We start from the raw sequence: 25088 nt of genomic DNA, 5'->3' as shown, positions 1-25088 counted from the left end.
TCCTGTGGAGCTAAGGGGAATCGAACCCCTGACCTTCTCGATGCGAACGAGACGCGCTACCAACTGCGCTATAGCCCCTCCGCAACCCTACGCGGGATGCGGATGCCACCCTCTCGAGCAGCGTGGAACACCTTACCAGCACGCCCGGTGCACCAACCAAACCGGCAGGACGCACGCCCCGCGCCGCGCCTCGGCCTGGCCACAACGCACTCCGCCGCGAAGAGGAATTCGTGCAATCCCACTCGGGAGATGCAGTCAGTTTCCTCTTCGCGGCGTTGGTGCGTGCGGCGTTGGTGCGTGCGGCGTTGCTGCTCGCGGCGTTCGGGCGTGGCGGTGTCCACCCAGTGTCAGCAAACGAGGGTGTCAGCCGACCGCGCGACGCAGCGGCTCGCGGTGATGCCGGTAGTCGTGATGTCCGGGGTCGGTATCGAGGTCACGATCGTAGGAGTCGAGCACGTCGAAGGCTGGGTCCTCGTCGTCGACCTCCAAGACCACGGCGCCCGGGCGACGCAGACGTGGCGGCACGACCGAGAGTTCATCGTCCTCACGAGACTCCACACCCAGACGGGCACGGCGCATACGCTCGACGCGGCGACGACGCAGGCTCTCCTCGAGCCGCACCTGGCGGCGCAGGTAAGTCAGATATGCGGTCAGCAACAGCACAGCGCCGCCGGCGAACCACCACACCGCCGAGGTGGTGAGGAGCGCCGCGATCACGGCCACCACTGACAGGCCAACCAGCATCAGGGCCGTGCGCTGACGTGCGTGCGCGCGGTGCTCCGCGGCTTCACGATCGGCCATCGGATCGTAGGCGCCGCGGCCACGACGACGCTCGGCAAAGACCAGGTCCGCGTCGGTGAGTTCTACCTCGGGCTCGGCGTGACGCCGACGACCGCGGTGGACCAACACGGCCTCCTCATCGATACCCGCGGCGTCCTCTGCGTGCACGGAGCCCGCATCGCCCCGCGCGCCGGCGGGTCGCTCGACCAGCTCACCGTCGACCACAACTGGGCGGCGGGAGTCGTCGACTCGGCCGGCGGTTCCCGATCCCTCGCCTCCGGCGACCGTGGTCTCGGCGGCGACGGCGGAGGCGGTGCGCGCGTCGTCGGACGAGACGGCGTGCACCGACCCGGCGTCGTCGGCCACCACGACCGCCGGAATCTCGGTGGTGATCTCCTCGGCTGACTGCTCGCCGACGGACGAAGCGGCCTGGCGCTCCTCCATCGCGCGACGGACGGCCTCGCCACGTCGGCCAGCCACCTCGCGGCGCAACGTCTGCTCCAGCAGGTGCTCCCACGTCTCCGTGTCGAGCAGCTCGGCATCCGTGGCACCAACGCCGGTGGGCAGCCCGAAGATCGAGTCCTCCGCGTCCAGCTGGGCCGGATCGGAGCCAGCGGCGCGGCCACGACTGGGCACCAGACGGCCGGACCCGCCGGAGTACAGCGTGCGGGTCTGCGCCAGTGCGTCACCGGTTCGTCGGATGGGGTTGCGCGACCGGATGAGCATCGGCGCGAGGACGAACAGCCAGACGACCACCAGCAGGATGATCAGCAGCGAGCTCGACATCGATCAGGCCTCCTCGAGCGTCCACCCCGACACGGGACGTCGTGGTGAGGTCCCAACCGTAACGGCGGTCAGGCCAGTCATACCGGCGGCGCGCCGCTGGTCACGATGCTCAGGACATCCTCAGACGCGGGTGGCCAGTCCCGACTCCACGAGGGCGGCCACGGCGCCACGGCCGTGCTCCTCCCGAGTGCGCGCGACGAGCAGATGATCCCGCCAGGCCCCGTCCACGTGGAGGTAGCGGCGCAGCAGTCCCTCCTCCCGAAAACCACAGCGGTCGAGGACCACCCGACTCGCCAGGTTCTCCGGGCGGACCGTGGCATCGACCCGGTGCAGAGCGCCGGGCCCCAGGACGTGATCCACCCCGAGCGCCAGCGCCGCGGTGGCCACCCCGCCGCCGCCGAACCTGCGGCCCACCCAATAGCCGATCCAGCCTGAGTGCAGTGCGCCGCGGACGATCCCTCCCACAGTGAGCTGCCCGCAATAGCGGCCGTCCAGTTCGATAGCCGCAGGCAGCGAGGCACCCACCCGGGCGTAACGCCGTAGTTGCGAGTGGATGCCAGACCAGGCTCGCGGCGTGTTGTTGTCCCGCCACTCCCCGTCGACGGTCGGCTCCCACGGCTCGAGGTGGTCGCGCTCGCCGAGCCGAAGCGCCGACCAGTCGCGCGCATCGCGTCGACTGACCGGCCGCAGGGTGACGACGCCCGCGCGGACCCGGATCGGACCGGCTTTGATCGGCCAGCCCGGCGTGGCGGCGGAGTCCGCGATGAAGGCATTCCACATCCCGGTCGCCGCCGCTCAGCCGCGTTGGGCGAGGAACATCACGTCGACCTCGTCGCCTGCGCGGACGGAAGCGATCTCGGGATCAATCACCACGAGACAATTGGCCTCCGCCAACGAGGCCAACAGGTGGGTCGAGGAGCCCTGGGCGCCGCCCAGTGCGCGCACCAGGTACTCGCCGGTGTCGGTGTCCCGCATGAGTTGGCCGCGCAGGTACCCGCGGCGTCCTTCGACCGAGGAGATCGGGGCGACGGTACGCGCGCGGACCGTCCGACGCATGGGCTGGCGCTTGCCCAGCGCGATCCGGATAAGGGGTCGCACCATGATCTCGAACACCACGAGCGCGCTGACCGGGTTGGAAGGCAACAGGAAGGTGGGGACCTCGTCCCGGCCCAACCGGCCGAAGCCCTGTACGGACCCGGGGTGCATGGCCACCCGGTTGACCTCGATCTCGCCGAGCGCCTCCATCACCTGGCGGATGCGGGTGGTGGCCTCTCCGCCGGCGGCGCCGGAGACCACCACCAGCTCGGAGCGCACGAGCTGGCCCTCGAGAACTTCCCTCAGGCGTGAGGGCTCGGTGCTCGCGATGCCCACACGGTGGACATCCGCGCCCGCGTCGCGGCCGGCTGCGGTGAGGGCGTAGGAGTTGATGTCGTACACCTGTCCGGTGCCGGGGCTCCCGTCCACATCAAGCAGTTCGTCGCCCACGGAGATGACGGCCATCCGCGGCTTGGGGTGGACGAGCACCTTGGCCCGGCCCACCGACGCGAGGAGGCCCACTTGGGCGGGCCCGATGATGCTGCCCGCGCGTACCGCCACGTCGCCGGGCTGGACGTCGTCGCCCACTCGCCGGACGTAGTCACCGCTGCGGACGCCGCGCGTCGGGGTGATCCGGCGCCCGTCGACCGTGGCCCAGCCAACCGGGAGCACGGCGTCGGAGAGTGTCGGTAGCGGCGCGCCCGTGTCCACGCGGACGGTTTGCCCGGGCTGCAGGCGGGTGGGTTGCCGCGAGCCCGCGGTTATCTGGCCGACCACGGGCAGGGTGGTGGGCCCGGCGGGCTCGTCGCCGTCACCAGCTGCCGCACCGACGCGCACATCGACGCTGCGCACGGCGTAGCCATCGATCGCGGCCTGGTCGAACGACGGCAGTGGATGCTCCGCCACGACCTCCTCCGCGCACAGCAGACCCTGCGCCTCGGAGATGGCGACGCGCACCGGGCGCGGGGCGACCGCGGCCGCCGTCACCAGAGCCAGTTGTTCCTCGACGGAGCGCACCAGGTGCCCCCTTCCCGTACCTGTCACTGCCCGTGTCGCCGACTCCGCCGCGCCTGGCGGGCCGGGGGTGCCGGGCCTCTGAGTCAGAGGGTAGCGGCCGGGCGGGCTATCCCAGTGGCGACGCCACCGAGCCAGCGCGTGTTAACTTCCACCGAGCCGGCGGTTCAGGACTGCAGACGGCTCCCCAGCCACTCGCGGAGGTCGTCGCCGTAGGCCGGGTTGTCCAGGGCGAAGTCCACGCAGGCCTTGATGTAGCCGCCGGGGTTGCCCAGGTCGTGCCGGGTGCCGTCGTGCACCACCACGTGTACCGGATGCCCCTCGGAGATGAGCAGATCGATCGCGTCGGTCAGCTGCAGCTCCCCGCCCGCACCGGGCTCGATACGGCGCAGGGCGTCAAAGATCAGGCGGTCAAGCACGTACCGCCCGGCCGCGGCGAGGTTGGACGGCGCGTCCTCGGCGGCAGGCTTCTCCACCATGCCGAGCACTCGCTTCACCGACGGATCGTCGGTGTCTTCCACCTGGAAGACACCGTACGAGGACACGTTGGCCGGATCTACTTCGAACGCGCACAGCACACTGCCACCGCGCGCGGCGCGCACGTCCGACATCCGGCCGAGGATTCCGAAGGGCAATACCAGGTCGTCCGGGAGCAGCACGGCCACGGCCTGCTCGTCCGCGCCGAGCACCGACTCGACCTGCGCCACCGCGTGCCCCAGCCCGAGCGGCTCGTCCTGCCGCACGTCCACGACCTCGATTAGTCCGGGAGCCCGCTGCACCTTGTGCAGCAACACGTCCTTGCCACGGTCTTCCAGCGTCCCCTCCAGCACCAGGTCTTCGGCGAAATGCGCCATCACGCCGACCTTGCGCTCGGAGGTGACGATCGCCAACCGACCGGCACCGGCCTCAGTGGCCTCCTCGGCGATGAGCTCGATGCCGGGGGTGTCTACGACGGGAAGGAGTTCCTTGGGCACCGTCTTTGTGGCGGGCAGGAACCGGGTGCCGAGACCGGCGGCGGGAACGACGGCGGTCCGGAACTGCGCATCGGACGGGGTGGTGGACGTCATGCCGAACACCTTAGACGGCGTACCTGCCCCTTCGCGGCTACGCCTCGCCCGGCAGACTGGCGCCATGGACAAGAACGCGGTGCGCCGAACGGTGTTGGCGCGGCGTGCGGCGGTGCCGTCGTCTGTGCGCGCGACCAGGGACCGCGAGATCGCACGCCACGTCCGCGCCCTTGTCACGCCCGGGCTCGTGGTCTGTGCCTACGTTCCAGACGACGACGAGGCCGGCGGACCCGGACTTCCCGAGACGCTCCTACGGTCGGGTGCGCAGGTGCTCCTTCCGGTCTCCCCCGCGATCGGTCCGCTGGAGTGGGCCGCATACTCCGGGCCGGCGGACATGGTGCGGGGCAGGTTCGGCATCCCCGTCCCGTCCGCCACGCCTGACCCCCCCGAGCGCGTGGCCGAGGCGGATCTCGTCCTGGTTCCCGCGGTGGCCGTGGATCGCGCGGGCAACCGGCTGGGTCGTGGGGGCGGCTACTACGACAGGTCGCTGGCGCTGACGGGTCCCCGCACCAGGGTGCTCTCGCTCCTGGACGCCGAGAACGTGCTCGATCACGTGCCCGCCGAGCCTCACGACAGGCCCGTCCACGGTGTGATCACCCCTGATGGGCTTCTCGACTTCGGAACTTGGCACTCGCGAGAGTAGAGTGCCAGGCGTATTCACGACTGATGCTCCGGAGGACAGATGCCCACCTACTCGTACCGGTGCCGCGACTGCGACGTCGCGTTCGACATCCAGCAGTCCTTCGACGAGGACACGCTGACCGCCTGCCCGCAGTGTGAGGGCTCCCTGCGCAAACTGTTCAACACCGTGGGCGTGGTGTTCAAGGGATCCGGTTTCTACCGCACAGACAGCCGGAGCACCTCGGGGGCCGGTTCGGCTTCCTCTTCCGGGTCCTCTAGCTCGGCATCCGGCGGATCAGGTTCGGGGGGTTCCGGCTCCGGCTCGTCCGGCTCAGGGTCCTCCGAGGCGTCCGGCTCCGGTTCCAGCTCGGGCTCCGGCGCCTCGTCGGGGTCGGGCTCCTCCTCCGGCTCATCGAGCTCGTCGTCGTCCTGATCGGGTCCCGCTCCGCCGCGTGACGGTTCCCCGAGCTGCGGTTGCGGTTTCAGGGAGTGGCCCCCTCCACAAGCGACTTTCCACAGGCTCGTACGCCTCCACAGGCGACCGCCATGCCCTCTCGTTGACCCCGATCACCGATTAGTGAGCCGATACGCTCCGACCGGCACGGCACAGGCCGTGCCATCGACATCGCGTTCAACGACCGGGGGATCCCATGCGCCGTCCTATCGCCACGGCCGCCGCACCACGACGGTGGCGCCGTCGACGAACGGCCCGCATCGTCCTTGCCGTCGCGCTCGTCGTGCTGGCTCCTGTCGCAGGCCGCTCCCACCCTGACGCCACCAACACCACCACGGCGGCAGCCTCCGCCACCGGCGGCGAAAGCGTCGACGCGGCGGCAGAGCACCCCGGTGATCGCCACGGGCCACCCGCTGGCGACGTCCGAGTGGTGCCCATACCGCTCGCCGATCCCGCCGTGGCCGAATTACTCCGGCCCGGTGATCTGGTGGACCTGGTCAGCGCCGCCGACATCTCGCCGCATCCCGCGACCGATACGCTCGTCGCCCGCGCCGCTCGCGTCAGAGAGATCCCCGCGCGGCACCCGGGTTCGAGGTCGATCCTGGTCGAGGTGCCGCAACCCGAGGCGGCCCGCATCGCGGCCATCGCAGCGGGAACGCCGCTCGCCGTGCTCATCCACGGCTGAGTCTCCCGGTGACGCAGGGGCTACGGAAACACCCTGCTGGCTGGTAATCTCCATCCGGTTCACACCCAGACGCACGGGCCGGACATATCACGGACCGCGCCACAAGATAGAGAGGAGCGCGCGATGCTCAAGGGCTTCAAGGACTTCATCATGCAGGGCAACGTGATCGATCTCGCCGTTGCAGTCGTGATCGGCACGGCATTCGCGTCCATCGTCGACGCTTTCACGTCCGCAATCATCAACCCGCTGATCGCGCTGCTCGGCGGCAACAGCGAGATCGGCTTCGCCGTCCAGATCCTTGACTCCAACCCGGAGACCAAGATGGACTTCGGCCTGCTGCTGACCGCGATCATCAACTTCCTGCTGGTCGCCGCCGTCATCTATTTTGTGCTGGTCGGCCCGATGAACAAGATGAAGGAAGCCGTCGCCAAGCGCAAGGGCATCGAGGCCCCCGCATCGGACAACGACCTGTTGGTGGAGATCCGCGACCTGCTGGCCGGCCGCCCGCTGACCCACCCCGCCGACCCGCAGAGCCCGTCGAACAACTCCTGACGGAACCGCCGCTCTCTGGATCACCACGTGGGCCCCGCCTCCCTGTCCCGGGATGCGGGGCCCACGTCTTTGTCGATTCAGCCGGGTTAGCCGTGGTGCGGCGGGAGCTGGTCACGCCACCAGTCGTCGTCGACCCGGCCGTCCCGACCCCGCGCCTCGTCCGACGTGGTCTCGGGCAAGGTCTCGCCGAACACCTCGTCGATCTTGGCGCGGTCCGCGGCGCGACGGGCGCGGTCACCGCCCGGGGCTGACCCCGGGGCACGGCCCGCGGGTCGGTTCGTCACAGCGCGTCGAGCGCCGACAGTTGCGCGACCACATACGAAACCAGTGGACACAACGTCGCCATACCGTCACGGATCGCTGCGCGGCTGGGCGCGAGATTAGCCACCACGGTGCTGCCGGAGACGCCTACGTGGCCGCGCGAGACGATCGAATCCACCGCGCCCGCAGTGAGACCGGATGAGCGAAGCGCCTCGGCAATGCCCGGCAGTCGCTGGTCGAGGATCTCCTCGGTCACCTCCGGCGTGATATCCCGGGGACCGACGCCAGTCCCACCGATCGTGACCACGAAGTCGAATCCACCCACGACCGCCGTCTCCAGAGCCTTGCGGACCTCGGTCACGTCGGACGGCACACTCACCACGCCGCCCACCAGGAACCCCTCCTCCTCGAGGAGTTCTGTGACCAGTGGTCCGATCGAATCCTCCCGACCGTCCACCCGGTCGGTCACCACCACGACCATGGCACGGCCTGCGATGCGGGGCTCCACCGGCTCATCAGCTGCGGGGTCGAATTCGACTTCGCCGGGCAGTCGGCGTCCACCGGGCAGGGTTCTCGGATCGAATCTCGTGCTCATCTCGCCTCTCCCAGTACCACGTCAACAGTTATCGGCTCTTCGCCCACACCTGCAGCATAGGTGACGGAGATCGTGTCCCCGGGCGCCCGGGAACGGATTGCCGCCACCAGGGAGTCGCCTCCCTCGATCAGGCGGTCACCGACCTGGGTGATCACCGCGCCCTCCTTGATGCCCGCCCGGTCGGCGGGTCCGCCGGCCTCGACCGATCGCACCAGCGAGCCGTCGCCCTCTGGGGAATCGCTCACAGCGACTCCCAACACCGCTCGGGTTGCATAACCCTGCTTGATCAGCTGATCAGCAATGCGGCGGGCTTGGTCGACGGGGATCGCGAAACCGAGGCCGATCGAGCCCGACGAACCCGAACCCATGGACGCGATGGCCGAGTTGATCCCGACCAGTTCACCGTTCATGTTGACCAGAGCGCCCCCGGAGTTACCGGGGTTGACCGCGGCGTCCGTCTGGATGGCGTCGATCACCGTGCTCTGGTCGGACTGTTCACCTCCGGCCCGTACCGGCCGGTTGAGAGCGGAGACGATGCCGGTGGTGACCGTTCCGGACAAGCCCAGCGGGGAGCCCACGGCCGCGACCGCCTGCCCCTCGGTGAGGCTCGCGGAACTCCCCAGAGCGATGGGATTCAAAGGCGTGGATTTCTCTACCTTGATCACCGCGACATCGGTTGCCGGATCAGTGCCCACCACGCTCGCCGGAACCTTGGTTCCGTCGTCGAAGCGCACTTGGATGCGGCCACCCGCCGCCGCCATGCCGATCACGTGATTGTTGGTGATGATCAGTCCATCCGTCGTGAGAACGACTCCGGAACCCTCTCCCCTGCCGGCCTCGCCCCGGACATCGATCGAGACCACGCTGGGTAGCACCTTGTCCGCTACCGCCTCGACGGTTCCGTCCGGGGCCTCCCCTACGGGTTGGGAGGCACTGATCGGCGAAGCCAGGCCCGTCGTGCCGCTACCTGCGACAGAGGCTCCGATCCATCCGCCGAGGCCCCCCGAGACGAGCATCGCGGCCACCACCCCGGCGGCGAGCAGGCCTCTACCGGATTTTCCGCTGCCCACCTGAGGAGCCCCGCCCGGCTGGCCCGGCGGGAACGCCTGCCCCGGAGGGAACGTCTGTCCCTGTGGGTAGGCCTGTCCGGGCGGGAACGTCTGGCCGGGCTGCTGTGATTGGCTCGCGGTTCCCGGGTACGGTGCGGTCGGGAAGGCGGTGGTGCGTTGACCCTCGCCCCACCCCCGGTTCGGCGGGCCAGAGGAGCCGTAAGGGCTACGGCCCGCAGCACCGGCTCCCGTCCCCCGGGCCCATTCCTCCCCGGGTCCACGGCCTTCCGGTCCTCCACCGTTTTCGTTTTCCATGGTCCTCATGCTCCCTCACGGCGCTGTGCGCCCGCTGAGATGAATCGAAATCTGCCGGAACTTTTCGGGGCGGTCGCTGTGCTACTGGCTCCGGCCCGGGAATGCCTCAGTCTGGAGGCTGCGCGGTCCCGGGGATCGTCATCCGCACCTCGGTCCCGCCACCGTCTGCGTCACCGATCTCGACGGTCCCACCGTGCCTCGTGACGGCCTGCCGGACGATCGCGAGTCCCAGCCCGGACCCGGGCATCGCCCGCGCTTCGCGGGAACGGTGGAAACGCTCGAAGACCAGCTGACGGTCCTCTTCGGGGATACCCGGTCCCTGATCGGCGACGGTCAACTCCATGACCGACTCGGAGAGCGGCTGCATGCGCACTGTCACCTTCCCGCCGGTGGGGCTCCACTTTGCCGCGTTGTCGCAGATGTTCAACACGGCACGTTCGAGGCCCGCCGAATCGCCGAAGGAATACCAGGGGGTCAACAGGACGTCGAACTCCACATCGTGCCTGCGGCGCCGCACCCTCTCGAGCGCACGCTCCACGGCCTCCGAGATCGCGACGGGTTCTAATTCGACCTCACCCGAGTCCTCCCGGGCTAGCTCGACAAGGTCTCCCACGAGCTGGCTGAGCTCCGAGATCTGGCCGATCACGTCCCTCTCCAGACCGCCGCGGTCCTCGTCGGGGATGCTGCGGGCCCCCGGGCGGCTAGCCGCGATGAGTAACTCGACATTGGTCCGCAGACTCGTCAGTGGGGTCTTGAGCTCGTGACCGGCGTCGGCGACGAGCCGTGCCTGCCGCTCCCTGCTCTCTCCCAGCGCCACGAGCATCTGATTGAAGCTGGACGTGAGCCGGGCGATCTCGTCATCGCCGGCCACCGGGATAGGACGCAGGTCATCGGTTCGCGCAATCCGCTCCACCGCCCTCGTCAGCCGGGCGACCGGCGCCAACCCGGTACGCCCCACCGCGGTCCCGGCCACGGCAGCCAGCGCGATCCCCGCCGCGCCGACCAACGTCAGGACTATCGCGAGCCGATTCAGCGCCGCCCGCGTGGGGCTGAGGTCCTGGGCCAGGATCAGAGTGGAGCCGTCGCGGACCCCGACCGCGTAGATCTGCTTCCCTCCGGAGGTCCGCAGACTCGACAACTCGTCTCCGCGGACGACGGCGATCTCCGGTGCACCGATCTGGAAAGGCTCGCCCGTCGCTGTCCTGATCCCCGATGGCGCCACGATCTGGGCGTCCAGGTTGGGGTTGAACGCCCGCAGGGCGATGAGAGTACTGCGGGACTGCAACGCGAATTCTGACGCCAACTGGCTGTTCACCAGTTGATCGGCCTGCTGCTGCAGGCGGTTGTTCACGTCGCTGTACATCGATCCCGACACGACGAAGTACGCCGCGACGGCCATCAGGGCCACTGCGACGCCCACCGAACTCGCCGCGAGCAGGGTGACCCGCTGATGCAGCGATATCGGTCCGGAGCCCGACTTCATCGTGCGTCCCGGCACTAGGGTGTCTCGCGCAGCACGTACCCGACACCGCGAACAGTGTGAATCAGCCGGGTCTCGCCCTCCCCTTCCGTCTTACGACGCAGGTATCCGATGTACACCTCCAGAGCGTTGCCCGAAGTCGGGAAGTCGTACCCCCACACCTCCTCGAGGATGTGGCTGCGTGTCAGAACCCTGCGTGGGTGATGCATGAGGAGTTCGAGGAGTGAGAACTCGGTCCGCGTCAGCTGGATCCGGCGCTCCCCTCGGGTGACCTCACGGGTCGCCAGGTCCATGTGGAGGTCCTCGAACTCCAGGACCTCGTCCACGTCCTCGCCGTCGGAGCCACGACGACGTAGAAGAGCCCGAAGCCGCGCGAGGAGTTCTTCAAGGGCGAACGGCTTGGGCAGGTAGTCGTCGGCGCCGGCGTCGAGGCCTGCCACCCGCTCCGAGACGGCGTCTCGCGCGGTCAGCATCAACACCGGAAGATCGTCCCCCCGGCTGCGCAGGATGCGGCAGACCTCCAGGCCGTCCCGTCGCGGCATCATCACATCGAGGATCACCGCATCCGGACGGTTAGCATCGACGCGTTCGATCGCCTCGACTCCGTCGCCCGCCAGCTCGACGTCGTAACCGTTGAACGTCAGGGAACGCCGCAGCGATTCGCGCACGGCCTGGTCGTCGTCCACCACGAGGATCTTCATGACGGCAAGTCTCGCGCACGCGCCTGAACCGGTGCTGAGGAATCGGTGAGCTCGACCCGATGCACGCGCTCGGCCCGCCAAAGCGACACAATGCCGACGAGCCCGGCGGGTCCCAAAGGACCCGCCGGGCTCGTGACCGGGCGTGTGCGGGCGGCTCTACAAGCCGCCGGGCTCAGCGGTCGAGGTCGATCAGGCCGAGCTGCGCGGCCTTCACCAGGCGGCGCGGCAGGACCACGGGGCGACCGTCGATCTTGGTTTCCTGGATGGCGACGTTGTCGGCCTTCCACTGCGAGCGGCGGGAGTGGGTGTTGGCGCGCGAGAGGCGGCGCTTGGGAACTGCCATGATTATCGTCCTCGGGTCTCGGTGTGGGTTCGGGGCCCTATCGGGGCCCCGCGTCTCACTTGGCGGCGCGGCGGGTGCGGTTGCCGTAGCGGCGCTGGAACTTCTCGACGCGGCCTGCGGTGTCCATGACACGCTGCGCGCCGGTCCAGAACGGGTGCGACTCGCTGGTCACGTCCACCACGATGAGCGGGTAGGTGTTGCCGTCCTCCCACTCGACCGTGCGGCTGCTCGACGCGGTGGAACGGGTCAGGAACGTGGTGCCCGTGCCCGAGTCCTTAAAGACCACCGGGTGGTAGTCGGGGTGGATGTCGTTCTTCATACTGGATCCCTCTAGCTCGGTCGAAGTCTGTGGGTCTGGCGCCCGCCCTTGCGGGAGCAGGCCGTGGCCAGTGGCCGAACCGGGGATTCCGGTGTCAGCACACGCATCGGTAGATCGTACCCGTACGATGGCCGGGCACCCAATTCGTGCGCCTCGAACCTGGCCTCATCTCTCCCGCAGAGTCCACGGAATCGCCACTGGATCGCCACTGGATCGCGCCCGAACCGTCACTGACGTGCCGATTACCGTTTCCGGCGGCCGGCCCGTAAACTAGACCATCGCTGTTGTCTGCACGTTTGCTATCGCCTTCCACGGTGTTCGCGACGTGGTGATTCGACCCGTCGGCCCAGGCCGGCAGGACCGGCCCATCACGCGCCACCGCACGAGGAGGCGGAAGGAGAACCACGCCATGTCGGCGCATTGCCAGGTAACGGGACGGAAGCCGGGTTTCGGCAAGTCCGTCTCGCACTCACACCGCAGGACCAACCGTCGCTGGAACCCGAACATCCAGCGCCGTAGCTACTTTGTGCCCTCCGAGGGTCGTCGCGTCACGCTGACGGTCTCCACCAAGGGCATCAAGACCATTGACCGTGACGGAATCGAAGCCGTCGTGGCTCGCATCCGCGCCCGTGGAGAGAAGATCTGAGATGGCCCGTAACGATATTCGTCCCATCATCAAGCTCAAGTCCACGGCCGGGACCGGGTTCACCTACGTGACCCGCAAGAACCGCCGCAACAATCCGGACCGCATCGTCCTCAAGAAGTTCGACCCGGTCGTCCGTAAGCACGTCGAATTCCGAGAGGAGCGCTGACCCGTGGCCAAGAAGTCCAAGATCGCGCGTAACGAGCAGCGCAAGGCGAAGGTCGCCCGGTTCGCCGAGCGTCGCGCCGAGCTCAAGACCATCATCAAGAACCCCGAGAGCTCGGACGAGGCCCGTATGGATGCCCAGACCGCGCTCAACAAGATGCCGCGTGACGCCTCGCCCGTGCGAGTGCGTAACCGCGACGTCGCGGACGGCCGCCCGCGCGGCTACCTCCGTAAGTTCGGCCTCTCGCGTGTCCGCATGCGCGAGATGGCCCACCGTGGCGAGCTGCCCGGTGTCACGAAGTCGAGCTGGTGAGTAGGTAACCATGGCTAAAGCACGTAGCACCCCTTCCAAGAAGGTCCGCGCCCAGGAGGGTCGTCGCCCGAAGAAGAACCCGTTGAAGGTCGCGGGTATCGAGACGGTCGACTACAAGGACATCAACACCCTCCGCACGTTCATCTCCGATCGCGGCAAGATCCGTTCGCGTCGCGTCACCGGTCTGACCCCGCAGCAGCAGCGTCAGGTCGCGGTGGCCGTCAAGAACGCCCGTGAGATGGCTCTTCTGCCGTTCACCAGCCGCTGAGTCACCCTCGGAGCGGTAGCCCGCTGCCGTTCTGAGCGTCCTGTGTGTGCCCACCGGGCCGCCGACCGGACAACAGCCACCCGATCGGGGTCGTGCCTCCTGTAACCAGGAGCGCACGGCCCCGATCGGCTTTCCGGCTTCTATCCCTCTTCTTCACCCGCTCCCTCGTCCGACCTGAGGAGGCCGCCAGTGGCCGGCGTCCTTAACGGCTTCGCCGTGATCGTCGCTCTCGTTGCCCTGGGCTGGTTGCTCGCGCGTTCCGGGGTGCTGGGGCGCGACTCCCACCTGGTGCTCAATCGCCTGGTGTTCTACGTCGCCACACCGGCTCTTCTTCTCGACGCTCTCGCGCGGACGACCCTCGATCAGGTGTTTACCGGTGTCTTTGTGGTCTCCGCGGTCTCGGCGATCATCATTGCCGTGGCCTACGTAGCGATAGCCCGACTGTGGCTTCGGCGCCCTGCCGCCGATCTGGTCGTTGGTGCCCTCTCCGCCGGTTACGTCAACTCGGCGAACCTCGGTATCCCCATTGCGCTCTACGTCCTGGGCGACCTGGGTTTCGTGATGCCACTCCTGTTGTTCCAGGTTGTCGTGCTCCAGCCGATCGCGATCGCCGTGCTCGAACGGGCCGCTCGATCCGAGGGCGCGGACGGAGGCGGGGGTGCCCCCGCGGCGCTGCTGCAATCGGTCCGCCAACCGATCGTTCTGGCCGCACTCGCCGGTGTGGTCGTGGCCGCGCTGCCCTGGAACCCTCCTGACAGCGTGCTCGAACCCGTGCACCTGGTGGGTCAGATCTCCGTCCCCGGCGCGCTGCTGGTGTTCGGGATGTCGCTCTACGGCGTCAAGGTTCTCGAAGCAGGCGCGTCCCCCAGGCGGGAGATCGCGCTCGCCAGCGCGCTCAAGCTGATCGCGCACCCGCTCCTCGCCTATGCGATCGGCGCGTACCTGCTGGGGATGCGCGAGCACGAACTACTCACGGTGGTGGTGGCCGCCGCCCTGCCCACCGCCCAGAACGTGTTGGTGGTGGCCACCCGCTACGGGCACGGAACACTGCTGGCGCGGGACTCGGCGGTACTCACGACCCTCGGAGCCTTACCAGTCCTGCTGCTCGTATCGGCGCTGCTGGCCTGACACCGCGCGGAACAGCCGGCCGGCTCAACCCATCCCCGCGGCCACCACCCCGCCGAAGACCATCGCGTTATTGATCCCGTGCAGGACGATGCCGGGAATGATCGACCTGTACCACTCCGCCATGGCGCAGAGCGCGATTCCCACCACGAGCAGGTACGGCAGCGCAGGTGGCAGCATGTGCACCGCGGCGAACACCGCGCCGGCGAGCGTGATCCCCGCTACCGCTCGGAATCGGGCCCTCAGCGCTGACAACACGATTCCGCGGAACACCACCTCCTCCGCCACCGGGACGAGCACCGCCACGGTGAGCATTCCCGCCACCACGAAGACTGGTCCGCCGGCGACGAGATCGGAGAGCACATCGTCGTCCGCGGTGCCGGACGCCCCCAGCGGAATCAGCACCAGCATGGACGCGGCGACCGCCGTGAGCATCACGGCGGGGACCTGCCAGATCAGGTGGAGTGGAGAGCGGTCCGGTCGCCGGAGTCCGAGGTCAGCCCAGCGCAGTCCCCGCCGCCGGAGCAGGTGTATCCACACCGCGACCAGCATGATCACCGCCGTGCCACCCAGGACGATGAGGGCGACAAGTGCGATGTCGGGGCGTCCGGTGCCCGCCGCGCGTGCCGCGAACAGGGACACGATCACGACGACGACGAGACCTGCCCCATAGAGGAGAACCCACGCCAATGCCGCCAGCGCCACCCGGCCCCGGATCGGTGTGGTCCAGAGTCCGGGGGCGCTGCCTCCCGGCCCGCGGGGGGCGGCCGGGTCCGGGATGCGCGGCTGCGTCGTCACCTCAGACCGTCGACCACCCGGTAGGGCGCGTCGGTGGCGGCCTCGATCTGCTCGAGCGTCACTCCGTCCACAACCTCGATGAGGGTGAGACCCTCGTCGTCACGGTCGAAGACTCCGAGTTCGGTAATGATGCGGTTGACGCAACCCAGACCCGTCAGTGGCAGGGTGATCTCGGAGACGATCTTGGACGAGCCGTCCTTGGCGACCTGGTCCATCACCACCACGATTCGACGAGCGCCCACAACCAGATCCATTGCCCCGCCCATGCCCTTGACCATGGCGCCGGGGACCATCCAGTTGGCGATGTCGCCGGCCGGGTTGACCTGCATGGCACCGAGAATCGCCACGTCGATCTTGCCGGAGCGGATCATTCCGAAGCTCATGGCCGAATCGAAGATCGAGGAGCCCGGCAGCGTGGTGACGGTCTCCTTGCCTGCGTTGATCAGGTCGGGGTCCACGTGATCGGGATGCGGGTACGGTCCGATGCCCAGGAGGCCGTTCTCGGACTGCAGGGTCACCTCCACTCCCTCGGGGACGTAGTTGGGCACCAGGGTCGGAAGGCCGATTCCCAGGTTGACGTACTGTCCGTCCGAGAGTTCCATCGCGGCGCGGGCGGCCATGGCCTTGCGGTCGCGGCCGAGCCGGACGGGAGTGGCATCAGGAGAGGAAGAGATGCTCATCAGCGCTGTCCTTCCGACGGCGGGTTGGTGGTGGTCTTCTCGATCCACTTGGTCTGCTCGACCTGCTCAGGCGTCAGCTCGACCAGTCGGTGGACGAAGATGCCGGGCAGGTGGATATCGTCGGGTGCCAGCTCCCCGGCCTCCACGACCTTCTCCGCCTCCACGATGCACACACGGCCGGCCATCGCGGCCAGCGGCGAGAAATTCCGGCCTGTCAGGTTGAAGCGGAGGTTGCCCTTCGTGTCGGCCACAGCGGCACGCACCAGTGAGTAATCCGCCTCGATCGCCTGCTCGAGCACGTATGTCTCTCCCCTGATCTCGCGGGTCTCCTTGGGCGGCGACGCCACCGCGACCCCGCCTTCCGAGTCGTACCTCCACGGCATCCCGCCGTCAGCCACGTATGTGCCCACCCCGGTCCGGGTGAAGAACGCGCCGATGCCGGAGCCTCCGGCCCGCATGCGCTCGGCGAGCGTGCCCTGCGGCGTCAGCTCCACCTCGAGCTCCCCGGACAGATACTGGCGCGCGAATTCTTTGTTCTCGCCGACATACGAGGCGACGATGCGACGCAGCTTGCCGGTCTCGAGGAGCATTCCGAGTCCCTTGCCGTCGACACCGGCGTTGTTGGAAAACACCTCGAAGCCACCGACGTCACGCGCGGCGAGTTCGGAGATGACGACCTGCGGGATCCCGCACAGGCCGAAGCCGCCGGCGGCGATGGACGCCCCGTCGGGGATATCCGCGACGGCCTCAGCCGCGGTCATGATCTTGCTGGACATGGACGCACTCCTTGGTTGGGGGTGACGATGGTCAGGGTCCTCAGGCGATGCCGAGGATCTCGATGGAGGCCTCACGCATGTCGACCTTTCGCACCTTGCCGGTGACCGTCATCGGGAACTCGTCGACAACGTGGACGTACCTTGGGATCTTGTGGCGCGCCAGTTTGCCGGTGGCGAACTCATGCAGCTGCTCGGCGGTCAGGTCGTCGCGGCCCGGCTTGAGCCGCACCCACGCCATGAGTTCCTCGCCGTACTTCGTGTCGGGGACACCGATCACCTGGGCGTCGAGAATATCCGGGTGCGTGTACAAGAACTCCTCCACCTCGCGTGGATAGATGTTCTCGCCACCGCGGATGACCATGTCCTTGATCCGGCCGGTGATGGTGACGTAGCCGTCGTCGTCCATCACCCCGATGTCACCGGTACGCATCCACCCGGCCTCGTCAACCGCGTCGGCGGTCTTGGCCGGCTCGTTCCAGTAACCCAGCATGACGCTGTAACCCCTGGTGCAGAATTCACCCGCCTCACCGCGTGGCAGGGTCTCGCCGGTCGAGGGGTCGACGATCTTGATCTCGAGATTCGGGCCGACCCGGCCGACGGTGGCGACCCGCCGGTCCATGGAGTCGTCCGAACGCGTCTGCGTGGAGACCGGGGAGGTCTCGGTCATTCCGTAACAAATGGACACCTCGTCCATGTTCATCTTGTCGATCACCTGCCGCATGGTGGATTCGGGGCACGGCGAGCCCGCCATGATGCCGGTGCGCAGCGTGGACAGGTCGTAGGAGTCGAAGTCCTCCAACGCCAGCTCCGCGATGAACATCGTGGGCACGCCGTACAGACTCGTGCACGTCTCTTGTTCCACCGCCCGCAGCGAGGCTTCGGGGTCGAACGCCGGCGCGGGGATCACCATCGCCGACCCGTGGGACGTACACGCGAGGTTGCCCATGACCATGCCGAAGCAGTGGTAGAACGGCACCGGGATGCACACCCTGTCGTTCTCGGTGTAGTGGATGGTCTCGCCCACGAAGAACCCGTTATTGAGGATGTTCGTGTGCGAGAGCGTGGCCCCCTTGGGAAATCCTGTCGTACCGGAGGTGTACTGGATGTTGATCGGGTCGTCCGGCTGCAGCCCCGCTCGGATTGTCGCCAGCACCTCTACATCCGTGGGCCCCGACACCATCGCTTCCCACTCCTCGTCGCCGAAGAGCACGACCAGCTCGAGGTTCGGACAGTTCGGCTGGACCTGCGCGAGCATCCCCGTGTAGTCCGAGTCCTTGAACTGCGGCGCCGCCAGCACGGCCTTGATCTCCGCCTGCGTGAGAACGAACTCGAGTTCGTGGACCCGGTAGGCCGGGTTGATATTGACCAGGATCGCGCCGATCTCCGCGGTGGCGTACTGGACCAGCACCCATTCCCAGCGGTTCGGCGACCAGATCCCCACCCGGTCGCCGGAACGGATTCCCAGGCGGTGCAGCCCGGATGCCAGGCGACGCACATCGGCCAGGAACTCGTCGTAGGTCCACCGCCTGCCGGCCTGGACGTCGACCAGGGCGTCGCGATCTCCGAACTTCTCGACCGTGGCCGCGAGGTTCTCAGGGATCGTCTGGGTGAGCAGAGGGACGTCGGTCTCGCCGCGCGTGTGCGAGAGCGCGGGGTCGAGGTGGGTGGAATCGAGATCGGTGATGGTCATCTCGGTACTCCTTGAGGGGAGGGGTGTCGGGCTGGGGGGTGTCAGATTGCGGCGGCCGCCGCGCGACGCAGTGTCGCCTCGGCCTGGCGGAACACGGGACCGTCGACCATTCGACCGTCCAGTTGGAACACGCCCTGATTGGCGTCGGCGGCGGCGAGAACCTTCCGGGCCCACGCCACCTCGTCGTCCGACGGGGCGTAGGCCTGCCGAACCACGGCGATCTGGGACGGGTGGATACAGGCGGTGGACACGAACCCGAGGGCCACGGCGTCGAGGGCCTCAGCGCGCTGGCCCGCCGCGTCGGCGATGTCCAGGTGCACCGAGTCCACGGCCCAGCGACCAAAGGCGGCCGCAGCGAGAGCGACCCGCGCCCGGGCATGACGGGGTATGTCCCGGTACTCCCCCTCCACCCGCGGCCCACCGGCCTCGACTGCAGCAAAGCGACTGGTCGACCCGCCCATCGCGGCGAGCAGATCCTCCGCTCCCCACATCAGTCCGGTACACCCGGGGGCGGCGGCGATCTCCTCCGCGCGGACCACGCCGAGAGGAGTCTCCACCAGTGCCAGCACGGCGGCGCCGGTACTCGAATACAGATCGGTGACCTGGGCGGCCGATTCAGTCTTGGCCAACATCACGCAGCGGTAGTCCGTGTCCGCCAATGCCTCGAGGTCGGCGTCGTAGTCATCGGTGCCGATCGGATTGACCCGCACGATGGTGCGGTCGGGGTCCAGCTCCGACGCCCGCAACGCCTCGCGTGCTGCGGGCCGACCCTCCGGCGCCACCGCGTCCTCGAGATCCAGGATCACCACGTCAGCGCGGTCTGCGGCCTTGCCGTACCGCTCGGGCCGGTCGGCCGGGCAGAACAGTATGGCGGGGCCGGGCGGGATCCACGCAGGTGTGCCGGTCATGCGGACCCCTCCCCCGCCGTTTCAGCCGGGCGCATGCGGACCAGAGTCTTGCGGACCGCCTTGGCCACGATGTCGCCGTGCTGATTGCGGCCGATGTGTTCGAGCGTCACGACGCCCTCGCCCGGTCGCGACTTCGACTCACGCTTGTCGGTGCAGATGGTCTCCGCGTACAGCGTGTCCCCGTGCAGCACCGGCTTCGGGAAACTGACCTCGGAGAAGCCCAGGTTGGCGACGATAGTGCCCTGGGTGAGTTGCGCGACCGACAATCCGACCAGCGTCGACAAGGTGTGCATCGAGTTCATGAGCCGCTCGCCCCCGAAACCCGGCTGCCCGGCCGACCATGCCGCGTCCAGGTGCAGTGCCTGTGTATTCATGGTGAGAGTGGTGAACAGGACGTTGTCCGTCTCCGTCATGGTGCGGCCCGGGCGATGCAGATAGGCGGTGCCCACCTCGTACTCCTCGAACCACAGTCCACGCTGGACCACTTCCTTGCGCTGCCCGGTCATGCCTCCAGCCCCAGTCCGCGGGCGATCAGCATGAGCTGGACCTCGGTGGTGCCCTCACCGATCTCGAGGATCTTGGAGTCGCGGTAATGGCGGGCGACGGGGTACTCGTTCATGAAGCCGTAGCCACCGTGAACCTGCGTGGCATCGCGGGCGTTGTCCATCGCGGCCTCGGAGGCGACCATCTTGGCGATGGCGGCCTCCTTCTTGAACGGTTTGCCGGCCAGCATGAGACGCGCGGCCTCGTAGTAGGCGCAGCGTGCGGTGTGGGCGCGGGCCTCCATGCGGGCGATCTTGAACGCGATCGCCTGGAACGAGCCGATCTTCCGGCCCATCGACTCACGCTCACGCGCGTACTTGACCGACTCGTCCACGCACCCCTGGGCGGCACCGGTGGCGACGGCGGCGATCGCGATGCGTCCCTCGTCCAGGATCGACAGGAAGTTCGCGTACCCGCGGCCCTCCTCGCCGAGCAGGTTCTCGGCCGGGACGCGGGCGTCGGCGAACGTCAGCGGGTGGGTGTCGGACGAGTTCCAACCGACCTTGTCGTATGCCGGTTCGGCTGTGAAGCCGGGGGTCCCGGCCGGGACGATGATCGTCGATATGGCCTTCTTGCCGTTCTCCCGGGTCCCGGTCACGGCGGTGACGGTGACCAACGAGGTGATGTCAGTGCCCGAGTTGGTGATGAACTGCTTGTTGCCGTTGACCACCCACTCGTCGCCGTCACGCTTGGCGGTGGTCTTGGTGGCGCCGGCGTCCGAACCCGCACCGGGCTCGGTGAGCCCGAAGCCGGCCAGTTTCTTGCCGGTGGCGAGGTCCGGGAGCCACTTCTCCTTCTGGGCGTCGTTCCCGAAGTGGTAGATCGGCATGGCCCCCAGGCCGACCGCGGCCTCCAGGGTCATGGCGGTGGACTGGTCGACTCGACCCAGTTCCTCCAGTGCGAGGGAGAGGGCGAAGTAGTCGCCGCCCATGCCGCCGAACTCCTCCGGAAAGGGCAGTCCGAACAGTCCCATCTCGCCCATCTGGGCGACCACCTCGTACGGGAACGTGTGGTTTCGGTCGTGTTCGGCGGAGGCCGGGACCACCACCCGGTCGGCGAAGTCTGCGACCGTCGACTTGAGGTCTGCGTAGTGCTCTTCCAGCTCAGGCATTGCCTTCTCCTTCGGGTTCCTCGGTGGAGGGGTGGGGCTCGACGGTCGCGAGCAGATGATCGGCGGGCACCTGCTCGCCTTGGCTGACGTGGACACGGACCACACCGTCGATCGGGGCGGTGAGCGCGTGCTCCATCTTCATGGCCTCGACGGCCAGAACGTTCTGTCCGGCAGTGACCTCGGCCCCGTCCTCGACGAAGCAAGCGATCACCGAACCCGGCATGGGGCTGAGGATCTCCCCGCCCGCGACCCCTGCGTCGTGGATCCGGGAGTCGATGAGCGGCAGCAGGCGCAGGTCCCAGGTCCCGCCGTCGCCGGCCACCCAGAAGGTGTCCGAAGCCCGGGGGTCCGTGGACCGCACGATCGTCCAGCGCTGCTGGGTGCCGTCGACGGTCAGTCGGAGCGAGGCGCCGTCCCGGGCGACCCGCGCCCGATGCGTGGAGGAGACCTCGGGCTCCCGAACGGAGCCGATCGTCGCGTCGGTGATGGACACCTCGGCGTCGTCGGGGGTTCCCTTGAGTCCCACGGTCACCGCGACCGAGCCGGGGCCACTGTCCAGTCGTGTCCACACCTCGGCGCGACCACCTATCCGCCAGCCGTTGGGCACGTCCCATGGGCCGCGGCGCGTCGCGGGCACCCGGGCCCAGCGTTCCTCGGTGCGGTGCATGGCCACGGCCACCAGCGCTCCCTCGGGGGCCGGGGTCGCCGTGTAGTCGTCGACACTGCGGTCGAGCAACCCGGTGTCGAGCTGACCGGACTCGACCTCCGGCCGCGACAGCAGAAAGCGGCAGAAGTCGATATTGGTGCGCAGGCCCAGCACGTGGGTGCCGGCCAGGGCCGCGTCGAGTCGGGCAAGCGCCTCGGCGCGGTCGGCACCGTGGGCGATGACCTTGCCGAGCATGGGGTCGTAGTCACTTCCGACGACGGTGCCGACCCGTAATCCGGAGTCGACGCGGATCCCGCTGCCCGAGGGCTCCTCGAGTCCGAGTACAGTCCCGCCGGTGGGCAGGAAGCCCTTGGCCGGGTCCTCGGCGTAGACGCGGGCCTCGATCGCGTGACCGGTGAGGGTGATGTCCTCCTGGCGCAGCGTGAGCTCCTCGCCCGCCGCGATCCGCACCTGCCAGTCCACCAGATCCACGCCGGTGACCATCTCGGTGACCGGGTGCTCCACCTGGAGTCTAGTGTTCATCTCCATGAAGAAGAACTCGTCTGGAGCGTGGGCGGAGACGATGAACTCCACCGTCCCGGCACCCACGTAGCCGACCGAGCGGGCCGCGTCGCACGCCGCCTGTCCGATGCGCTGTCGTGTCGGCTCATCGAGTAGCGCGCTGGGCGCCTCTTCGATGACCTTCTGGTGGCGGCGCTGCAGCGAACACTCCCGCTCCCCCAGGTGGATGACGTTGCCGTGGGTGTCCGCCAGGACCTGCACCTCGATGTGTCGCGGGGTGTCCACGAACCGCTCGAGGAACAGGGTGTCGTCGCCGAAGGCGCCCGCGGACTCACGGCGTGACGATTCCAGAGCGGCGCGCAGGTCAGCGGGGTCGGTGACGCGGCGCATGCCCTTACCGCCGCCGCCTGCGGACGGCTTGACGAGGACCGGGTAGCCGACCTCGTCGGCGCCCGCGACCAGGTCGTCGTCGGTCAATCCCGGACGGGAGATGCCCGGCACGGTGGGCACGTCCCGCTCCGACACCGCCGCCTTGGCGGTGATCTTGTCACCCATGGTCTCGATGGCCGAGGCCGGCGGTCCGACGAAGATCAGGCCCGCCTCGTCCAGAGCCCGGGCGAACTTCGCGTTCTCGGACAGGAAGCCGTAGCCGGGGTGTACGGCCTGCGCACCGGTCTCGCGGCACGCGGCGATCACCTTGTCGATGTCAAGGTAGGACTGCGAGGCCTGAGCGGGCCCCAGGCGGACGGCGGCGTCGGCCATGCGCACGTGTAGCGCATCGGCATCGGCGTCGGAATAGACCGCAACCGAACGGATACCGGCGGCGCGCAGTGATCGGATCACGCGGCACGCGATCTCACCGCGGTTGGCCACCAGGACGGTGTGGAGTTTCTGTGACATTTGTCGGCTCACATCCTGAAGACGCCGTTGTTGACCGGCTCGAGGGGGGCGTTGGCCGCGGCCGCCAGGGCCAGGCCGAGGACGGTGCGGGTGTCGGCGGGGTCGATGATCCCGTCGTCCCAGAGACGTGCCGTGGAGTAGTAGGCGGTGGACTGCTCGTCGAACTGCTCACGGATCGGGGCGGTGAACTCGGCCTGGTGCTCGTCGGTCCACTCCCCTCCGGCCTTGGTGACCTGCGCGGCGCGCACCGAGGCCAGCGTGTCCGCGGCCTGCGGCCCGCCCATCACCGCGACACGCGCGTTGGGCCACATCCACAGGAAGCGCGGTGAGTACGCGCGTCCGCACATGGAGTAGTTGCCGGCACCGAAGGACCCGCCCACGACGATAGTGAACTTGGGGACCCGGGCGCAGGCCACGGCAGTGACCATCTTGGCGCCGTTCTTGGCGATGCCGCCCGCCTCGTACTGGCGCCCCACCATGAAGCCGGTGATGTTCTGCAGAAAGACGAGGGGGATCTTGCGGCGGTCGCACAGCTCGATGAAGTGCGCACCCTTGAGGGCAGACTCGGAGAAGATGACGCCGTTGTTGCCGATGATCCCCACAGGATGTCCGTGAATGTGCGCGAACGCCGTGACCATCGACGTGCCGTAGTTCTCCTTGAACTCGGTGTAGTGCCCGCCGTCAACGATCGTGCCGATGATGTCCCGCACGTCGTACGGCGTCCGTGAGTCCACGGGCACCAGGTCGTAGAGGTCGGACTGCGGGCGGACGGGGTCGCGGGACTCGAGAACTTCCCAATCCGGCTCCGGGGCCGGTGGGCAGGTCGCCACGATCTGACGGACCTTCATAAGCGCGTCGTAGTCGTCGTCCGCCAGGTGATCCACCACGCCGGAGATCTTGGCGTGCAGGTCGCCGCCTCCGAGCTCCTCGGCGGTGACTTCCTCGCCGGTCGCGGCCTTCACCAACGGCGGACCCGCGAGGAAGATCGTGCCCTGGTTCCGGACGATCACGGCCTCGTCGCTCATCGCGGGCACATACGCACCGCCGGCGGTACACGAGCCCATGACCGCGGCGATCTGCGGGATTCCCTGGGCGGACATGTTCGCCTGGTTGTAGAAGATCCGGCCGAAGTGGTCTCGGTCCGGGAAGACCTCGTCCTGCTGCAGCAGCATCGCGCCGCCCGAATCCACCAGGTAGATGCACGGCAGGTTGTTCGCCATCGCGACCTCCTGGCCGCGGAGATGCTTCTTCACCGTCATCGGGTAATAAGTGCCGCCCGAGACCGTCGCATCGTTGGCGATGATCAGGCATTCGCGACCCGACACCCGTCCGATCCCGGCGACGACGCCGGCGGCCGGGGCCTTGCCTCCGTACATCTCTTCCGCCGCGAGCGGGGAGAGCTCGAGGAACGGACTGCCCGGATCGAGCAGCACGTCCACGCGTTGGCGGGCGAGGAGTTTGCCCCGGTCCAGGTGGCGGGCACGGGCCTTCTCCCCTCCGCCCTGCGCGGCGCGATCGAGACGCTCACGCAGGTCGACGAGCAATTCCTCGTGCGCCTGACGATTAATGGTCGCGGAAGTCATCAGCGCCGCTCCCTTTCAGTTAAGTCCGACTAACTGAAGTCGACGATAGTGCGGCGCATCACAAATGTCCAGAGCGGGCCCGCAACCCCTCACCGACAATGCGGCCCCATCGACGCCGGCGGACGAGCACCCGGCGCCCCCGGCTCAGCGGCTGCGGGGGCCGCGGACACGCCGGCCGAGATTACGCGGCCCGGCGGTAGCCCCTCATGCCCAAGCGGGCACTTCGGCAGCAGAACTGCGTCCGGTTGCGATGCCCTCCCGGCCCGCGCTGCCAATATGCACACGCCACAAGGGGTTGCGATGCGGGAATGGACCCCAGACCGCACACAAGTCGCGGGGGCAGCGCAAGTCCGCCCGGTT

29 protein-coding genes and 1 tRNA gene are annotated in these 25088 nt (G+C 68.3%); 9 read left to right on the top strand and 21 right to left on the bottom strand.

All coding sequences use genetic code 11. The features are described from left to right. Window positions 1-5: 5 nt before the first annotated feature. From ON04_RS14270 to ON04_RS14250, 5 genes are all read right to left on the bottom strand, one after another. Window positions 6-78, bottom strand: a tRNA-Ala gene (locus ON04_RS14270). Window positions 79-363: 285 nt separating this feature from the next. Then, entirely contained in the window at window positions 364-1566 is a 1203-nt protein-coding gene (gene sepX / locus ON04_RS14265; protein WP_010542314.1) for a divisome protein SepX/GlpR, read from the bottom strand. 120 nt (window positions 1567-1686) lie between these two features. Beyond that, on the bottom strand, window positions 1687-2346 hold the full coding sequence (locus ON04_RS14260; protein WP_010542313.1) for a GNAT family N-acetyltransferase: 660 nt from the start codon (window positions 2344-2346) through the stop codon (window positions 1687-1689). Window positions 2347-2361: 15 nt separating this feature from the next. Continuing rightward, a complete protein-coding gene (gene glp, locus ON04_RS14255) occupies window positions 2362-3618 on the bottom strand; it encodes a molybdotransferase-like divisome protein Glp (protein ID WP_010542312.1) in 1257 nt (418 codons plus the stop codon). Window positions 3619-3782: 164 nt separating this feature from the next. After that, window positions 3783-4682 (bottom strand): UTP--glucose-1-phosphate uridylyltransferase, encoded by a 900-nt coding sequence (locus ON04_RS14250; protein ID WP_010542311.1) that lies wholly within the window; start codon window positions 4680-4682, stop codon window positions 3783-3785. Between the two features lie 64 nt (window positions 4683-4746). Between ON04_RS14250 and ON04_RS14245 the strand changes: the two genes are divergently transcribed. From ON04_RS14245 to mscL, 4 genes are all read left to right on the top strand, one after another. After that, window positions 4747-5325, top strand: coding sequence for a 5-formyltetrahydrofolate cyclo-ligase (locus tag ON04_RS14245; protein WP_010542310.1), 579 nt, complete (start codon window positions 4747-4749; stop codon window positions 5323-5325). Between the two features lie 39 nt (window positions 5326-5364). Beyond that, the gene (locus ON04_RS14240) at window positions 5365-5736 is read left to right on the top strand and encodes an FmdB family zinc ribbon protein (protein WP_010542309.1); all 372 of its coding nucleotides are present in this window, start codon (window positions 5365-5367) and stop codon (window positions 5734-5736) included. Between the two features lie 217 nt (window positions 5737-5953). Beyond that, window positions 5954-6442, top strand: coding sequence for a hypothetical protein (locus ON04_RS14235; protein WP_010542308.1), 489 nt, complete (start codon window positions 5954-5956; stop codon window positions 6440-6442). A gap of 123 nt (window positions 6443-6565) precedes the next feature. After that, window positions 6566-6994 (top strand): large conductance mechanosensitive channel protein MscL, encoded by a 429-nt coding sequence (gene mscL / locus ON04_RS14230; RefSeq protein ID WP_010542307.1) that lies wholly within the window; start codon window positions 6566-6568, stop codon window positions 6992-6994. Between the two features lie 86 nt (window positions 6995-7080). On the opposite strand, the gene ON04_RS14225 is transcribed toward mscL, so the two are convergent. The 7 genes from ON04_RS14225 to ON04_RS14195 form a co-directional block, all read right to left on the bottom strand. Then, window positions 7081-7278 carry a hypothetical protein gene (locus ON04_RS14225; RefSeq protein ID WP_010542306.1) on the bottom strand — a complete coding sequence of 66 codons (198 nt, stop codon included), beginning with the start codon at window positions 7276-7278 and terminating at the stop codon, window positions 7081-7083. After that, window positions 7275-7850, bottom strand: a complete 576-nt coding sequence (locus ON04_RS14220) for a MogA/MoaB family molybdenum cofactor biosynthesis protein (RefSeq protein ID WP_010542305.1) — start codon at window positions 7848-7850, stop codon at window positions 7275-7277. The genes ON04_RS14225 and ON04_RS14220 overlap by 4 nt, the downstream gene beginning before the upstream one ends. Next, the gene (locus ON04_RS14215) at window positions 7847-9214 is read right to left on the bottom strand and encodes a trypsin-like peptidase domain-containing protein (RefSeq protein ID WP_141564808.1); all 1368 of its coding nucleotides are present in this window, start codon (window positions 9212-9214) and stop codon (window positions 7847-7849) included. The genes ON04_RS14220 and ON04_RS14215 overlap by 4 nt, the downstream gene beginning before the upstream one ends. 106 nt (window positions 9215-9320) lie before the next feature. Further along, window positions 9321-10697 carry a HAMP domain-containing sensor histidine kinase gene (locus tag ON04_RS14210; RefSeq protein WP_238529338.1) on the bottom strand — a complete coding sequence of 459 codons (1377 nt, stop codon included), beginning with the start codon at window positions 10695-10697 and terminating at the stop codon, window positions 9321-9323. 14 nt (window positions 10698-10711) lie between these two features. Then, a complete protein-coding gene (locus ON04_RS14205) occupies window positions 10712-11395 on the bottom strand; it encodes a response regulator transcription factor (RefSeq protein WP_010542302.1) in 684 nt (227 codons plus the stop codon). A gap of 172 nt (window positions 11396-11567) precedes the next feature. Continuing rightward, window positions 11568-11738 carry a 50S ribosomal protein L32 gene (gene rpmF, locus ON04_RS14200; protein ID WP_010542301.1) on the bottom strand — a complete coding sequence of 57 codons (171 nt, stop codon included), beginning with the start codon at window positions 11736-11738 and terminating at the stop codon, window positions 11568-11570. A 55-nt stretch (window positions 11739-11793) separates the two neighbouring features. Beyond that, window positions 11794-12057, bottom strand: a complete 264-nt coding sequence (locus tag ON04_RS14195) for a type B 50S ribosomal protein L31 (RefSeq protein ID WP_010542300.1) — start codon at window positions 12055-12057, stop codon at window positions 11794-11796. Window positions 12058-12466: 409 nt separating this feature from the next. Here ON04_RS14195 and rpmB point away from each other — a divergent pair, with 409 nt between their 5' ends. The 5 genes from rpmB to ON04_RS14170 all read left to right on the top strand — a co-directional run bounded on the left by rpmB (window position 12467) and on the right by ON04_RS14170 (window position 14574). Next, complete coding sequence (rpmB, locus tag ON04_RS14190; RefSeq protein ID WP_010542299.1) at window positions 12467-12703, top strand: 50S ribosomal protein L28; 237 nt, start codon at window positions 12467-12469, stop codon at window positions 12701-12703. A gap of 1 nt (window position 12704) precedes the next feature. Beyond that, a complete protein-coding gene (rpmG, locus tag ON04_RS14185) occupies window positions 12705-12869 on the top strand; it encodes a 50S ribosomal protein L33 (protein WP_010542298.1) in 165 nt (54 codons plus the stop codon). 3 nt (window positions 12870-12872) lie between these two features. After that, window positions 12873-13178, top strand: coding sequence for a 30S ribosomal protein S14 (rpsN, locus tag ON04_RS14180; RefSeq protein ID WP_010542297.1), 306 nt, complete (start codon window positions 12873-12875; stop codon window positions 13176-13178). A 10-nt stretch (window positions 13179-13188) separates the two neighbouring features. Beyond that, window positions 13189-13446, top strand: a complete 258-nt coding sequence (gene rpsR, locus ON04_RS14175) for a 30S ribosomal protein S18 (protein ID WP_010542296.1) — start codon at window positions 13189-13191, stop codon at window positions 13444-13446. 189 nt (window positions 13447-13635) lie between these two features. Beyond that, on the top strand, window positions 13636-14574 hold the full coding sequence (locus tag ON04_RS14170) for an AEC family transporter (RefSeq protein ID WP_010542295.1): 939 nt from the start codon (window positions 13636-13638) through the stop codon (window positions 14572-14574). 24 nt (window positions 14575-14598) lie between these two features. On the opposite strand, the gene ON04_RS14165 is transcribed toward ON04_RS14170, so the two are convergent. From ON04_RS14165 to ON04_RS14125, 9 genes are read right to left on the bottom strand one after another with little or no spacing between them, the layout of a single operon-like run. Beyond that, window positions 14599-15369 carry a CPBP family intramembrane glutamic endopeptidase gene (locus ON04_RS14165; RefSeq protein ID WP_010542294.1) on the bottom strand — a complete coding sequence of 257 codons (771 nt, stop codon included), beginning with the start codon at window positions 15367-15369 and terminating at the stop codon, window positions 14599-14601. Continuing rightward, window positions 15366-16049 (bottom strand): 3-oxoacid CoA-transferase subunit B, encoded by a 684-nt coding sequence (locus tag ON04_RS14160; RefSeq protein WP_010542293.1) that lies wholly within the window; start codon window positions 16047-16049, stop codon window positions 15366-15368. Before ON04_RS14160 ends, ON04_RS14165 begins: the two co-directional genes overlap by 4 nt. Then, window positions 16049-16825: a CoA transferase subunit A gene (locus ON04_RS14155; protein ID WP_010542292.1), complete on the bottom strand. Its 777-nt coding sequence runs from the start codon at window positions 16823-16825 to the stop codon at window positions 16049-16051. The genes ON04_RS14160 and ON04_RS14155 overlap by 1 nt, the downstream gene beginning before the upstream one ends. Window positions 16826-16865: 40 nt before the next feature. Further along, window positions 16866-18515, bottom strand: coding sequence for an AMP-binding protein (locus tag ON04_RS14150; RefSeq protein ID WP_010542291.1), 1650 nt, complete (start codon window positions 18513-18515; stop codon window positions 16866-16868). A 41-nt stretch (window positions 18516-18556) separates the two neighbouring features. Beyond that, window positions 18557-19423 (bottom strand): HpcH/HpaI aldolase/citrate lyase family protein, encoded by an 867-nt coding sequence (locus tag ON04_RS14145; protein ID WP_010542290.1) that lies wholly within the window; start codon window positions 19421-19423, stop codon window positions 18557-18559. Next, on the bottom strand, window positions 19420-19929 hold the full coding sequence (locus ON04_RS14140) for a MaoC family dehydratase (protein WP_010542289.1): 510 nt from the start codon (window positions 19927-19929) through the stop codon (window positions 19420-19422). The genes ON04_RS14145 and ON04_RS14140 overlap by 4 nt, the downstream gene beginning before the upstream one ends. Continuing rightward, a complete protein-coding gene (locus tag ON04_RS14135) occupies window positions 19926-21077 on the bottom strand; it encodes an acyl-CoA dehydrogenase family protein (RefSeq protein ID WP_010542288.1) in 1152 nt (383 codons plus the stop codon). The genes ON04_RS14140 and ON04_RS14135 overlap by 4 nt, the downstream gene beginning before the upstream one ends. Next, a complete protein-coding gene (locus ON04_RS14130; RefSeq protein ID WP_010542287.1) occupies window positions 21070-23145 on the bottom strand; it encodes an acetyl/propionyl/methylcrotonyl-CoA carboxylase subunit alpha in 2076 nt (691 codons plus the stop codon). The genes ON04_RS14135 and ON04_RS14130 overlap by 8 nt, the downstream gene beginning before the upstream one ends. Window positions 23146-23153: 8 nt before the next feature. Continuing rightward, window positions 23154-24728 (bottom strand): carboxyl transferase domain-containing protein, encoded by a 1575-nt coding sequence (locus ON04_RS14125; RefSeq protein ID WP_010542286.1) that lies wholly within the window; start codon window positions 24726-24728, stop codon window positions 23154-23156. Window positions 24729-25088: the final 360 nt, after the last annotated feature.

It is taken from the genome of Dietzia alimentaria 72 (genome assembly GCF_000226215.1).
GTDB lineage: Bacteria > Actinomycetota > Actinomycetes > Mycobacteriales > Mycobacteriaceae > Dietzia > Dietzia alimentaria.
The sequence above is the reverse complement of the archived record's forward strand: the minus strand, read 5'-3'. Positions and strand labels throughout refer to the sequence as shown.